A 12,540-nucleotide genomic window follows, 5' to 3' on the forward strand; every position below is an offset into this window, starting at 1 on the left:
TCTCCTGTTTGTGGGTAGCGGTTGTTATCGGTGTGGGTGCAACGAGTTCAGCGGTTGTATCTGTACGCCGCGATATCGACGGACGGCGGGCGGCCCGCGATCACATCCGCGATCAGGCGCGCGCTGCCGCATGCTAGCGTGAAGCCGAGCGCGCCGTGGCCCGTATTGAGCCACAGGTTGCCGTATGGCGTCGCGCCGACCAGCGGCTTGGAGTCGGGCGTCGCGGGACGGTGGCCGCACCATGTCTCTGCGCACGCGTAGTCGCCGGCAGCGGGAAAGATTTCCTGCGCCTGGCGCTTGAGCAGCGCGACGCGCCCCGCCTGCTGCGCATCGCCCAGGCCCGCGATCTCGACCATGCCCGCGATCCGCAAGCGCTTGCCGAGCGGCGCGTACACGATCTTGCGATGCAGGTCGGTCACGCTGACACGCGGCGTGTGACGCCGCTGGGCGGCATGAATCGTGAGGCTGTAGCCCGTCAGCGGATAGATGGGCAGATGCACGCCGAGCGCACCGAGCAGCGGCACGCTGCCGAGTCCGAGCGCGACGACGAACGCGTCGGCTTCAATATCGCCGCTTGCGCAGCGCGCGGCGACGACACGCGCGCCTTCGCTGACGAGCGATTGAACGGGCGTTCCGTAGCGAATCGTGACGCCGTGACGCCGCTGCAATGCATCCGCCAGCGCGACGCAAAAGCGCTGGCAATCGCCCGCTTCCTCGGAAGGCGTATGAATGCCGCCCGCGAGCAGCGGCTGCGCATGCGTGAGCGCCGGTTCGAGCACCGCGCATTCGCTCGCGTCGAGCGCCCTTTGCTCCGAGCCCGCCGCGACCAGCACGTCCATCTTGCGCTGCGCGCGGTCGAAGTCGTGCCGATCGCGATAGACGACGAGCTTGCCGTTGCGCACATGATCGAACGCAATCGACTCGCGCTCGACGATCTCATGCAGCGCCGCCTTGCTCAGCGCGCCGAGGCCCAGCAATTCAAGCGCTGTCTGCCGCGCTCGCGGGCCGCGGCATGCGAGCAGGAACGCGATGCACCAGCGCCACTGATGCAGATCGAAACGCGGGATGAAGCGCAGCGCGGAATCGCGTTGCAGCAGCCACGCGGGCAGCTTGGGCAGCACGGCGGGATCGGCGAGGGGCGCCACGTAGCTGTAGCTCAGCTGCCCGCCGTTGGCGAAGCTCGCTTCGAGCGCCGCGCCGCCGCGCGCTTCGACGATCGTGACGTCGTGGCCGTCGCGGACCAGACTCCAGGCCGTCGTCAGACCGACGACGCCCGCACCGAGTACACACACACGCATGAATGCCGATGACCTTGCGATTACATTGCCGGCGAGTGTCGCGCGCCGAAAACGCCGCATCAAATGACGAGTTGGGAGGCTGCATAACCTCAGGTTAAGAGCGTGTCAGGTGCGCGCGGCCGGCAAGCGCAGCGGACAGCCGATGCGAACCGCGCTACGGCGCAAGCCGCGCGCGCAGCACGTCGACGAACGCGTTACCCGCCTGCGAGGTCATCCCGCCGTCGCGCCACAACGCGAACACGCCAATCGACAGAGGCGGCGCGATCGGCCGCACGCTCACGGCTTCCGCACCGCTTTTCGCAGTCAGCTCGTCGAGCAATGCATGGCCGATGCCGCGCGCGGCCAGCGCACGGGCCACGTGCCAGGTTTGCGCCTCCACGGTCGGCATTGGAGCGTCGAGACCCAGCGCTTCAAGCGCATTGCCGATCATTTCGCCGAGCGGATCGACATTGCCGATGCTGATCCATTCGCCTTCGACGAACTCCTGCAGCGTGAGCGGGCGCCCGGCTGCGTGGTCGTCGCGCGGGCCGACGCACACGACGGGCGTGCGCCCCAGTTCGGCGGACGCGATGCCCGGCCGCGCCGGCGGATTCAGCGCGACACCGAGATCGAGCTCGCGCGTGAGCAGCGCATTGAGCAGTTCCTCCGTGTGGCGCGTCTGGATTCTCAGCGACACCCGCGGATACGCCGCGCGAAACGCCTGCACGGCGGGCGGGATCAGGCTCAAGCCGAGACTCGGCAGACAGCCTACGCGTAAATGCCCTTCCGGCCGCAACGCGAGATTGCGCGCGAGATCACGGATGCTGTCGAGGTTCGCTTGCAGCTTCTGCGTTTCGCAGAACAGCAACTCGGCTTCGCGCGTCGGCTGCAGGCGGCCGTGCACGCGGTTGAAGAGCGTCAGGCCGACGCTGCGCTCCGCGTGCGCGAGCACCTTGCTCACAGCAGGCTGCGAGACGCATAGCAGCTCGGCCGCCTTGGACAGCGAGCCGGTGCGCATGATGGCGTGGAAGACTTCGATGTGGCGCAGGCGCATGGCGCGGTGGGCGATCTCGGCGGGTCAGTGGAAAGGGCTCAAGCATACTGGCTTTCGGCGTGCGCCTCGACGTTTGCGCCCGCGCGGGCTCCAGCGCGCGCCGGCGAACGGCTTCGGCAACATTCGCGTCGTGCCTTAGGTTCGTCGCAAATTCGAGACAGGATGCGCGCGGATGGTATCGTTCGCGTTTCACGTGCATCGAACGAGTCCTGCCCGCCTGGCCGAAACCCGCGCGGGCAGGCCAACAGCATCATGAATCAACTGAATCCGCCGCCGCGCGCCGCCGATACGGCAGCGCCCGCCCGCCGCTGGCCGCTCACGGGGAATCCGCCGATGCTCACGGCCGTCATCGCGTGGCATGTCGCGATGTTCGCCGGCTGGACGCTCGTGTCGTCCGCGTGGCCGTGGTGGCTCGCTGGCATCTTCGTGAGCCATGCGATCGTCGTGCCGATCGGATTATGGCCGCGCTCGTCGCTTCTCGGCCCCAATTGGACGCGGCTGCCCGACACGCCGCGCAACGCCGACGCTGTCGCACTGACGATCGACGACGGCCCCGACCCTGTCGTCACGCCGAAGGTGCTAGATCTGCTCGATGCGCACGGCGTGCGCGCGACGTTCTTTTGCATCGGCGCGCGCGCGCAGCGGCATCCCGCGTTGATGCGCGAGATCGTCGCGCGTGGGCATAATGTCGAAAATCACTCGCAGGTCCACGTGCACACGTTCTCGGTCACGCTGCCGCGCGGCCTGACACGCGAGATCGACGCCGCGCAGCACACACTCGAAGCACTGACGGGCGAGCGTCCGATGTTCTTCCGCGCGCCAGCCGGCCTGCGCAATGTGTTTCTCGAACCCGTGCTGCAAAAGCTCGACTTGCGGCTCGCGGCATGGACGCGGCGCGGCTTCGATACCCGCGAGAAAAACCCGCAGCGCGTGCTGGACCGGCTCGTCGACGGACTCGCGGCGCGCGACATTCTGCTCGTGCACGACGCCAGCGCGGCGCTGGGCGCGTCGGGCGAGCCTGTCGTGCTCGACGTGCTGCCGCGCCTGATCGAAACGGTGCGCGCGCGTGGACTGCGCTTCGTGACGCTGCGCGACGCGCGCGGCGGCTGACGGCCGACGGCGGCCTGCCAACGAGTGCTTCGCGTCTGCGACGGCGCGCAGCTAAAACGCAACTAAAGCGCCGCCCGGCCAAGGCGATGTGCCGGCATGTGCGTTCGCGGCCAAGCGCCGTCGCCGACTGCCGACATCCGCCCGCGCCCGCCGACGCGAAAGCGATGCCGAGCGCGCTTACGTGCGCCGACGAACGAGGTGATAGATCACGAGCAGCACGATCGCACCGATGATCGACGCGATCCAGCCCGCGGCCTGCCCCGGCTGATACCAGCCGAGCGCGCGCCCGACATAGCCTGCCAGCAGCGAGCCTGCAATGCCGAGGACGATCGTCATGATGAGACCCATGCTGTCGTCGCCCGGCTTGAGCGCGCGCGCGATCAGACCGACGACCAACCCGACGACTATCGTGCCAATGAGGGAAAGCATGCGAACCTCCAATGAGAGTTAAGCGCCACGGTGAGCCCCGACTGCCTGTCAAAGCCTGCTAGTGCCTGGTTAATGCCTGGTTAATGCCTGATAAAGCCCCTTGCTGCCCGCTACTGCCCGCTATTGCCCGTCAGTGCAGCGGCATGGCTGCGCCGCGCCGCTGGATTGCCCCGCTTGCTGGTTTCACAGTCCTGCTTCAAGGTCTCTTTCGACCGTCTCTTTTGACCGTCTCTTTTGACCTTCGTCAGCGTGTTTTCACAGCCTGACTGTACTGCTTCGAAACGCGCGCCATCGGACACGCGTGCCTGACCTCGCGCCATCGTCGACGCGGTCGCGCCCCGCCCGGCCTCAGATACGGAAATCGGCGGCCATGTCCTCGTCGGTGCGCGCTTCGATTTCGCCGGCCCGGCATGCTTTCATGAACGCGTCATAATCGCGCTCGACCTGATCCGCATACGCCGACGCATACTCGGCGAGCGCTTGCGCGAACTGGTCGCTGCGTCCGATATACGCGCTGATCTCGATTGCCTTGCCGCTCGCCTTCGCGTGCGCGCGCGCCAGCGCCCAGCCGCATAACCGCGCGTAGCCGCTCAACTGATCCACGTCGAACAGATCGATGCTTGGTGACAGTTTCATGTCACGCAACTGCCGGAAATAGAAGTGCCTGCCCGATGGGCCCGTCGACCAGCCGAGAAAGATATCGCTGGCCGCCTGCAGCATGCGCTGGCCCTGCACGACGCGCTCGCCTTCGTGTTTCGGCTCGGATTTGCGCGGCCCCGCCTTGAAATGTTGCGCGATCACGGAGCGCCGCGCCTCCTTGGCCTGCAAGAAGAGCGGCTTGCCGCGCGGGTCGGCGGTGAGCAGCACGAGGCAGCGCGTGCCCACGCTGCCGACGCCCACCACCTTGAACACAAGGTCGTGAAGCGTAAAGTTGCCGAGCAGCTCGCGCCGGTCGTCGTTGAGCGTCTTCAGACAGCCTTCGTACATGTCGTGAATCAGCTTGCGCCAGTCGCCGAGCTTGAACCAGTCGTCCTCCGGCTCAAACAGCGTAGTCGATCCGTGCACGTGAAACAGGCCCGGTGGCAGGTCGCGCACCACGTAGCTTTCGCCGTCGCGCTCGGCGATCTTTTCGAGCATGCTCTCGTGCGTGCGGGTGCTCGCTTTCTCCATCGCGCGCCGGATCAGACGACGGTTCTCGGCGTTCACCGCCATGTCGACCATGCGGTCGAACGTGATGCGCTCGTACCACAGTTCCAGCGCGCCGCACTCCGCATACTGCGCCATGCGGTCGCGATACTGGTTCGCGGCCGCCATCACCAGATCGTAAGCGGCGCCGCGGCTGAACCGCATGTGCCGCGCCGCGACGACGAAACTCGCGACCAGCCGCTTCAGGTCCCATTCGAAGGGCGCGGCCGACACTTCGTCGAAATCGTTCAAATCGAAGACCAACTGGCGCTCGGGCGTCGCGAAGCCGCCGAAGTTCAGCAGATGCGCATCGCCGCAGACGGGCAGCGTGAGCGTCGTGTGCGGCGTCATGCTCAGATCGTGCGCCTGCAGGATCGCACTGCCGCGAAAAAACGTGAACGGCGACACGGTCATGCGCCCATAACGCAGCGGAATCAGCCGCTCGACGCGCCCTTCGCTGCTTTGCCGCAGCAGATCGATGGGATTGCGGTGCATATGACCGATGGCGCGGTGGCTGGAGCGCCTTGCCTGATCGCGAGCCGCGCGCCCACTGGCTTGCCGTTCCGCGATGGTGCTGGCCTTCATGCTTTTCTCCGTTTCTTGTGAATCGGCTTGCATCGATGCGCGGCAACGCGTGCGCGAAGATGTGTCGTAACCTTGATTGCGTCGGGATGGCGTGAATGGTCCGCTCGTTCGTGTTGCACTGCACAGCGGCAGCGAGCCCCCGCTCGCATTCGCCTGGCCGGCTCGGCGAGGATTGGCGCGCGCCGGCTGCCGCCGCTTTCCAGCATTGCCGGCTGCTCCTGCCGGATAGAAAACGTCGATTGATTGGACTGTATTAAATCTCGCGGCGAACGGCCGCGCAAGTCCGCGCGCCGCCGCGCGGGACGGCGGCGCCGGCCGGACGGACGGAGGGAATTCGGCAAACGGACGCTGAAGGAAGCGGGCCGCTCGCGATGCGCGAGCGCGTCGCCGCACCAGAAGGAGCGTGGCCGCTGGAGCATCGATGCAATGCGCGCGGCGGGCGACGGCAGCGCCGCGAGCCCGGCGCGGGCGGGGGGCGAGGGCGGCGCCGGGCGCGGTGGGCGGGCGGCTCGCGCGCGCACGGCTCGCGACGCGCTCGGCCAGGCCGTTACAGCAGTCCGCGCAGATACGCGTCCCATTCGCCGATCCGGCGGTCCCACGAGTAGAAATGATTGAAGTATTCCACCTGTTGCGCGCGCAACCGCTCGTGTTCGGCGCGGCGCAGGCGGATCGTCGCGATCGCATCGTCGAGCACGGCTGCGAAGCGCATCGCGTGCGCCTGGAGGTTCTCGGTGTATGGGTAGAGCGTCGCGAAATTCGCGCAAGTCTCCGGCAGACCGCCGTACGCGGCGCAGACAGTGAGACAGCCGGCCGACATCGCCTCGATGGCCGCGATGCAACTCGTCTCCGGCTCGATGTTCGGGTACGCGAAGATGTCGCATTCGCTCAACGCGTCGCGCACGATCGCGTTCGGCTGCGCGCCGTGATAGCGAATGCGAGGATGCGCGCGGCATCGCTCGAATAGCGGCCGGTACGGAGCATCGCGCTCCGTCCAGTCGTAAATGCTGAAGCTCGAAAAGACATCGAGTTCGATGTCGTGATGCAGCGTCGCGAGATGCTCGAAGACGGGCACGAGGATTTCGAGGCCGCGGTTCGGCGTCGTGTGATAGATCAGGCGGATGCGCTCGCTACGTCGCGGGTGATACGCGCCGAACGGCTCGATTGCGTTCTGCAGAACCGTTATCTCCGAGTACGGCACGCCGGGAATCATCTGATAAAGCGCCGCCTGATAATGCGACACGCACACGATGCCCGCGAACGCCGCTCGGTTTTCCGCATGTTCAAGAAAACTCGACTCTTCGTGACTCGGCTTGTCATGCAGCCAAAGAATGCGCTTCCGATCCGGATCGAGCGAGCGAACGCGCGATGGAATGATCTGAAAGTGTCTCACCAGATTCGGATCGAGCCGCGCATGCAGCGCTTGCAACATCAGTTCGGTACCGCCGCGGGCGCGCACGCTCAGTTCGTTGGATTCCATGGGATTGCGTGAAGTGAGTTTCAGCACTCGCCGCCAATCGCCGTCTGCGGACTCGCGGACAGCGACGCGCCAAAATCGCCGTGATAGGTGTACATGCCCTGATGCGACAGCTTCGATCGCGTATCGACGAAGACGCGGCCGCCGATTTCCCGCCAGCGACGGCAAAACGCATAGTCTTCCGACAGATACCGGTTGGTCGACGGTTCCACCATCACGTCGAAGAAGCGATAGCACAGGTCGTAGAGCGGGGAGTCGGGCGAGCCGTCCGGCAGGTACTTCAGCTCGGGAAGACGCGCGATCATCGTCTCGATGACACTGCGTTTGATGCACATGAAGCCCGTCGGCGCCTCGCTGACTTCGAGGAATCCGTCGGCATCGACGGCGGGCGAGACGCCGTCATGCGCATTCACCGGATAGCGCAAATACTTCGCGGCAAAGGTTTGCTGGGTGAGCCCCGCGGGCAACGCGGCCGGCCAGTCGAAACGCTTGAGCGGATAGACGCCCGCGACGACATCGCGATCGGCGAGCAACAGGCGGAAGACCTGATCGACGGAAAAGCCGACGTCCGCGTCGATCCAGAACAAGTGCGTATAGCCCGGATCGAGCAGGAATTCCGCGACGGCTTCGTTGCGCGCCCGCGTAATCAGGCTCTCGCCCGAACGGATACGCACCACGCCCTGCATGCCCGTCTGCCACATGCCGTTGTTGAGCGCGAGCAGGCTGTTCGCGAAGTTCGCCGCAACGTTGCCGCCGTAGCACGGCGTCATGAACAGCGGTTTCATCGATTGAAGTGAGGACGAGTCGAGCATGAGCGTTTTCGTATCGGGATGACGGGGGGAGCGCCGCGCCTCTGATGCTTCCTGCACGCGCACTGTGCGGGAAGCAGAGAGGGATAAAAGTGGCGTCGATGAGTATCGCCGACTATCCAAAAAAAGACCGTAAGAAGAGTCTTAATGCGATAAGCCGCACTCTCATTGAGATTTGTCACCTCGGCGGCCATCCACCGAGCCTTGCCCCAAAACCTCGCGCTGACCGCAAGCAGCCGCCGGCACGGCTCGGCACGAGCGCGGCGGCCTTGATTTTCATCATCTTTTCCAGGTATTCGTCCAGATTCCTGTACTACCGCGCGGCTTTTAGGATGTGTCTCATATTCACGAGCAAATTAGCGCGACACACTTCGATCTTTCGACTTCCCTACGCAGCGTCGCACTGGCTGCGTCACCGCCGTGACCCCGCTTCTGCTCAAACGATCCAGCATTGCCTGTTTCGCGCTCCTGACCTCCGCTTGCTCGCTCTTCGTGCCCCGCTCGGTAGCGTCGAGCCAGACACTCGCGAACAACGAACTGCTCATCGCTTCCGCGCGCGAGTTCCCGTACATGCCCGCGCGCGCAGGAAACATCACGCCTGACCGCATCGCCAATACGGCGATGACGTCGATCGTGTTGAAGAAGAGCGTCGAATCCGCGGTTCGGGATGCCGTCGTCTCCGCGTGGCGCAAATCGGGCATGGTCGTCACGACACATGACCGGCTGGTGCTGAGCGCGCGCATCGAAGCGCTCCTGGTCGACGACGAGCGCTCACCTGCCACATGGACGCTGACGCTGAATTACTTCGTCACCAACACGTTTACGAAACAAAACGTCTTCGTGAAGAGCGTCACGGTCCACATGTTCCGGCAGAAGTTCACGAATCCCGCCTATGCACTCGATGACGTCGTGAAACTCAGCGTCGACACGGTGCTCAGAGATCCGTGGTTCCGCCAGGTGGTCGGTTCCGCCGACTGATCAACGGCTTCATCTCGCGCGGGCGTCGCGTGTTAGCGGCACGCCGTCCGTCCGCTACGTCCCGCCCGCAGCCGGCAATTCGCTACAATCGGACATTCCCCTTCTGAGTCTGCCGCCGCGCCGCTCAGCGCAGCGGCCCGTCCGAGCGAGCTGTCATGTCTGTCACCGCCTGGCTGTTTTTTCTTCCCGCGTGCTTCGCGATCAATATGGCGCCCGGGCCGAACAATCTGCTGTCGATCAACGTCGCCGCGCGGCACGGCTTCATGACGGCGTTCGTCGCGGGCAGCGGACGGCTGGTCGCCTTTGCCGGCATGCTCGTGCTGGCCGCGACGGGCCTTGCCGTCGTGTTGCACGCGTCCGAGCTGTTCTTCCTCGCGATCAAGCTGACGGGCGCCGCCTATCTGATCTGGCTGGCCATCCAGCTGTGGCGCAGTGACGCCGGCCCGATGGACGCGCTCAAGCAGGACGACGCGTCGCTGTGGCGGATCGCGCGCCAGGAATGTTTCGTCGCGGCGGGCAATCCGAAGGCCATTCTGGTATTCACCGCATTCCTGCCGCAATTCGTCGATATCGCGAAGCCGATGCTGCCGCAATTCGCCGTACTCGGCGCGAGCTTCCTCGTGCTCGAATGGTTCGCGATCGCGCTGTACTCTTGGGCGGGCATGCATCTGGGCAAATGGCTGACGCGCGCCGCCGTGCGCCGCTGGTTCAACCGTTGCTGCGGTGCGTTTCTCGGCGCAATCGGCGTGAGCTTCTTGCTGGTGCGGCGCACGGCGAGCTGACCGAAAACAGCTTGTCTGTCACTCATCGTCGCCCGATCAGGTCTCACTGAATAAAAAAGAGGATCGAACGCCACGCGCGTCCGATCCTCTTTTCATTTGCGCGACGGGCGTCAATGATCGATCGCGAGCCAGATCGCCTTTGGTTCGGTGAAGTTTTCGATCGCGACATCGCCGTGCTCGCGGCCGAAGCCCGAATCGCCCGAGCCGCCCCACGGCAGGCGCACGTCGGTGTAGCCGTACGTGTTGATCCATACCGTGCCCGCCTTCAGCGCATGCGCGACCCGGTGCACGCGGCCGATATCCGCGCTCCACACACCCGCCGCAAGGCTGTACGCCGTGCCGTTCGCGATGCGCACGGCGTCCTCTTCGTCGTCGAATCGCACGACGCTCGCCACCGGCCCGAAGATCTCCTCCTGCGAGACGCGCATTTCGTGCTCGACGTTCGCGAACACCGTCGGTTCGACGAAAAAGCCCTTCTGCCCGATCCGCGCGCCGCCCGTCACGATCGACGCACCCTCGTTCCTGCCGATTTCCACGTAATCGAGCACCGTCTTCATCTGCGCCGCCGACACGAGCGGGCCCATCGTTGTCTCGCGTTCGTTGGGATCGCCGACCTTGATCGACTGTGCGCGCGCCGCGAGCCGTTCGACCACGTCGTCGTACACGTCGCGATGCGCGAGAATGCGCGAGCCCGCCGAACACACCTGGCCCGTGTTGAAGAAGATGCCGGATGCCGCCGCGCGCACGGCGTTGTCGATATTCGCATCGGCGAAGATCACGTTCGCCGACTTGCCGCCCAACTCCAGCGTCACGCGCTTGAAGTTGCCCGCCGCGCCTTGCAGAATGCCTCGCCCAACGGAGGGCGAGCCCGTGAACGTCACCTTGTCGATATCCGGATGCGCGACGATCGCGTCGCCGACCACGCGCCCCTTGCCCGTCACGATATTCAGCACGCCGGGGGGCACGCCCGCTTCCAGCGCGAGCTCGCCGACGCGCAGCGCGGACAGCGGCGTGATCTCAGCGGGCTTCACGACCATCGTGCAGCCGCAAGCGAGCGCGGGCGCGATCTTCCACATGCCTATCATCAGCGGGAAATTCCACGGCACGATCGCGCCGACCACGCCGACGGGCTCGCGCACCGTGTACGTGAGCGCGTCGGGGCGCACGGGCACGACCTGGCCGTTGATCTTGTCGCACCAGCCGGCGTAGTACGCGAGCGTATCGATGGCGGCGGGCACGTCCTGGCGTTTGACGGCCGCAAGCGGCTTGCCCGCGTCGAGACTTTCGAGCGCGGCAATTTCGTCCTGGTGCTCGCGCAGGAGCTCGGAAAAGCGCATCAGAATGCGGCCGCGCTCCGCCGCGCGCATGCCGTTCCACACCTTGAGCGCGGCGCGCGCGGCTTTCACGGCCGTATCGACGTCCTGTGCGCTGCCTTGCGCGACGCGCGCAATCGGTTCTTCCGTGGCGGGGTTGATGTCGACGGAGTACTCGCCCGTACCGGGCGGCAGCCGCTTTCCGTCGATGAGAAGGTCATGGCGTCTGAGGTCGGTTTCAGTGTCCATATCGTGCTCCTTGCGATTGGCGATATTGCGTATTCGCGAACCGTTGGCTGAACCGCGCGCACTGCCTTGTCTACGACGCTCTCATCAGCGCTTCGTCATTGGGTACGAGCGGTATCGGTTCGTCCGTTGCTCCTTTTGTTGTTCGGTTTGCGGTTGCTGCGAGCGTGCTCGCGCACGCGCCGGCGTGGGCTGGGGATTCCTTGCCGGCGAAAAGCGACCACACGGCGTCGGCGTTCGGACGCAGCGAGCGGTTGCGACGGCGCACGAGCATCGTCGTCACCGACACCTCGGGCACGAGCGCACGCGCAACGAGCGACGCAGGCAGCCCGGCGCCATGCGCGTCGACGGGCAGCACGCCGATGCCGAGACCCAGTTCGATCATGCGCAACGCAGCGGCCACGTGTCCGCACTCGTTCGCACGTTGCGCATCGATACGATGCGTGCCGAGCGCCCGCCCCGTCACATTGCGGGTACCCGCCTCGGCGTTGAGCGTGACGAGCTGCGTGCCGCGCAGCGCCTCCCAGTGCAACGCGGCGCCCGCTGCGAGCGGATGCGTAGCGCGCAGCACCGCGCACAGCGGCGTCGAGACGAGCGGCTGCGCATGAAACGTGTCGGCGCCCGCGAAGTTCGCGTCGCACAGCACGCCGAAATCGACTTCGCCTTGCTCGATCGCGGCGAGCACGGCATGTTGAGGCTGTTCCTTCGCGGTGACGATCAGATCGGGAAACATCCCGGCGGTACGCGCGAGCCGCTCGGGCAGCCAGCCCGCAGAAGTCACGGGATCGCAGGCGATCACCACGAGTCCCGTGTGTTCCTCGTGCGCGGCCCGTTCTTCGCGCAACGTCAGTTCGATCTCTTCGATCAGACGCCCGATGCGCCGTTCGAGCCGCGAGCCTGCTGTCGTCAGCTCGACCTGACGCGTCGTGCGATCGAAGAGGCGAAATGCAATCGCCTCTTCGAGTTCGCGCACGCACCGGCTTACGGCCGACTGCGTCAGATCGAACTCGCGCGCCGCACGGGTGAAACTGCGCTGACGCGCGACGGCGATGAACACCTTCAACTGCTGCAGGGACACGTTCATGTGTTCAGGTCGCCATGAAGTGATACGGACATTACTCGCCCGTCTGTTCCGGCCAGTGACGCAGGCCCGGTCCGTTTGCCGCGAGTTCCGGCTCGAGTTCGCGCGAGGCTTCGTTCGATGAAGCGATCCAGCGCGCACGCATCGGCGCGAGGATGAACTTGGCCGACACGCCCGCCGCAATCGTGATCACGGCCGACACGATGAACACCAGGTT

11 protein-coding genes and 1 pseudogene are annotated in these 12,540 nt (G+C 65.5%); 3 read left to right on the top strand and 9 right to left on the bottom strand.

Annotated features, from left to right (window positions below; translation table 11 throughout):
* Positions 1–47: 47 nt before the first annotated feature.
* Together J8I87_RS06590 and J8I87_RS06595 are read right to left on the bottom strand one after the other, a co-directional pair.
* Positions 48–1,298, bottom strand: coding sequence for a D-amino acid dehydrogenase (locus J8I87_RS06590; protein ID WP_209930628.1), 1,251 nt, complete (start codon positions 1,296–1,298; stop codon positions 48–50).
* A gap of 154 nt (positions 1,299–1,452) precedes the next feature.
* On the bottom strand, positions 1,453–2,331 hold the full coding sequence (locus tag J8I87_RS06595; RefSeq protein WP_209930629.1) for a LysR family transcriptional regulator: 879 nt from the start codon (positions 2,329–2,331) through the stop codon (positions 1,453–1,455).
* 252 nt (positions 2,332–2,583) lie between these two features.
* Here J8I87_RS06595 and J8I87_RS06600 point away from each other — a divergent pair, with 252 nt between their 5' ends.
* Positions 2,584–3,441 carry a polysaccharide deacetylase family protein gene (locus J8I87_RS06600; protein ID WP_209930630.1) on the top strand — a complete coding sequence of 286 codons (858 nt, stop codon included), beginning with the start codon at positions 2,584–2,586 and terminating at the stop codon, positions 3,439–3,441.
* Between the two features lie 177 nt (positions 3,442–3,618).
* On the opposite strand, the gene J8I87_RS06605 is transcribed toward J8I87_RS06600, so the two are convergent.
* The 4 genes from J8I87_RS06605 to J8I87_RS06620 form a co-directional block, all read right to left on the bottom strand.
* Positions 3,619–3,870 (bottom strand): GlsB/YeaQ/YmgE family stress response membrane protein, encoded by a 252-nt coding sequence (locus tag J8I87_RS06605; protein ID WP_209930631.1) that lies wholly within the window; start codon positions 3,868–3,870, stop codon positions 3,619–3,621.
* Positions 3,871–4,218: 348 nt separating this feature from the next.
* Positions 4,219–5,640, bottom strand: coding sequence for a DUF2252 domain-containing protein (locus J8I87_RS06610; RefSeq protein WP_209930632.1), 1,422 nt, complete (start codon positions 5,638–5,640; stop codon positions 4,219–4,221).
* Positions 5,641–6,187: 547 nt separating this feature from the next.
* On the bottom strand, positions 6,188–7,117 hold the full coding sequence (locus J8I87_RS06615) for a glycosyltransferase family 4 protein (RefSeq protein ID WP_209930633.1): 930 nt from the start codon (positions 7,115–7,117) through the stop codon (positions 6,188–6,190).
* A 20-nt stretch (positions 7,118–7,137) separates the two neighbouring features.
* Complete coding sequence (locus J8I87_RS06620; protein WP_209930634.1) at positions 7,138–7,926, bottom strand: hypothetical protein; 789 nt, start codon at positions 7,924–7,926, stop codon at positions 7,138–7,140.
* 417 nt (positions 7,927–8,343) lie between these two features.
* Here J8I87_RS06620 and J8I87_RS06625 point away from each other — a divergent pair, with 417 nt between their 5' ends.
* Complete coding sequence (locus tag J8I87_RS06625) at positions 8,344–8,901, top strand: hypothetical protein (protein ID WP_209930635.1); 558 nt, start codon at positions 8,344–8,346, stop codon at positions 8,899–8,901.
* Between the two features lie 155 nt (positions 8,902–9,056).
* Positions 9,057–9,683, top strand: a complete 627-nt coding sequence (locus tag J8I87_RS06630) for a LysE family translocator (RefSeq protein ID WP_209930636.1) — start codon at positions 9,057–9,059, stop codon at positions 9,681–9,683.
* Positions 9,684–9,793: 110 nt separating this feature from the next.
* On the opposite strand, the gene J8I87_RS06635 is transcribed toward J8I87_RS06630, so the two are convergent.
* The 3 genes and pseudogenes from J8I87_RS06635 to J8I87_RS06645 form a co-directional block, all read right to left on the bottom strand.
* Entirely contained in the window at positions 9,794–11,245 is a 1,452-nt protein-coding gene (locus J8I87_RS06635; RefSeq protein WP_209930637.1) for an aldehyde dehydrogenase family protein, read from the bottom strand.
* Between the two features lie 70 nt (positions 11,246–11,315).
* On the bottom strand, positions 11,316–12,326 hold the full coding sequence (locus J8I87_RS06640; protein ID WP_209930638.1) for a LysR family transcriptional regulator: 1,011 nt from the start codon (positions 12,324–12,326) through the stop codon (positions 11,316–11,318).
* 31 nt (positions 12,327–12,357) lie between these two features.
* Positions 12,358–12,540, bottom strand: a pseudogene (locus tag J8I87_RS06645) (oxalate/formate MFS antiporter); the annotation flags it as partial.

This window comes from Paraburkholderia sp. LEh10 (assembly GCF_017814945.1).
GTDB lineage: Bacteria > Pseudomonadota > Gammaproteobacteria > Burkholderiales > Burkholderiaceae > Paraburkholderia.

Excerpts from the sequence above, each read along its gene's own strand:
- J8I87_RS06590 (WP_209930628.1), bottom strand. The coding sequence starts at position 1,298 with ATGCGTGTGTGTGTACTCGGTGCGGGCGTCGTCGGTCTGACGACGGCC.
- J8I87_RS06595 (WP_209930629.1), bottom strand. The coding sequence starts at position 2,331 with ATGCGCCTGCGCCACATCGAAGTCTTCCACGCCATCATGCGCACCGGC.
- J8I87_RS06600 (WP_209930630.1), top strand. The coding sequence starts at position 2,584 with ATGAATCAACTGAATCCGCCGCCGCGCGCCGCCGATACGGCAGCGCCC.
- J8I87_RS06605 (WP_209930631.1), bottom strand. The coding sequence starts at position 3,870 with ATGCTTTCCCTCATTGGCACGATAGTCGTCGGGTTGGTCGTCGGTCTG.
- J8I87_RS06610 (WP_209930632.1), bottom strand. The coding sequence starts at position 5,640 with ATGAAGGCCAGCACCATCGCGGAACGGCAAGCCAGTGGGCGCGCGGCT.
- J8I87_RS06615 (WP_209930633.1), bottom strand. The coding sequence starts at position 7,117 with ATGGAATCCAACGAACTGAGCGTGCGCGCCCGCGGCGGTACCGAACTG.
- J8I87_RS06620 (WP_209930634.1), bottom strand. The coding sequence starts at position 7,926 with ATGCTCGACTCGTCCTCACTTCAATCGATGAAACCGCTGTTCATGACG.
- J8I87_RS06630 (WP_209930636.1), top strand. The coding sequence starts at position 9,057 with ATGTCTGTCACCGCCTGGCTGTTTTTTCTTCCCGCGTGCTTCGCGATC.
- J8I87_RS06635 (WP_209930637.1), bottom strand. The coding sequence starts at position 11,245 with ATGGACACTGAAACCGACCTCAGACGCCATGACCTTCTCATCGACGGA.
- J8I87_RS06640 (WP_209930638.1), bottom strand. The coding sequence starts at position 12,326 with ATGAACGTGTCCCTGCAGCAGTTGAAGGTGTTCATCGCCGTCGCGCGT.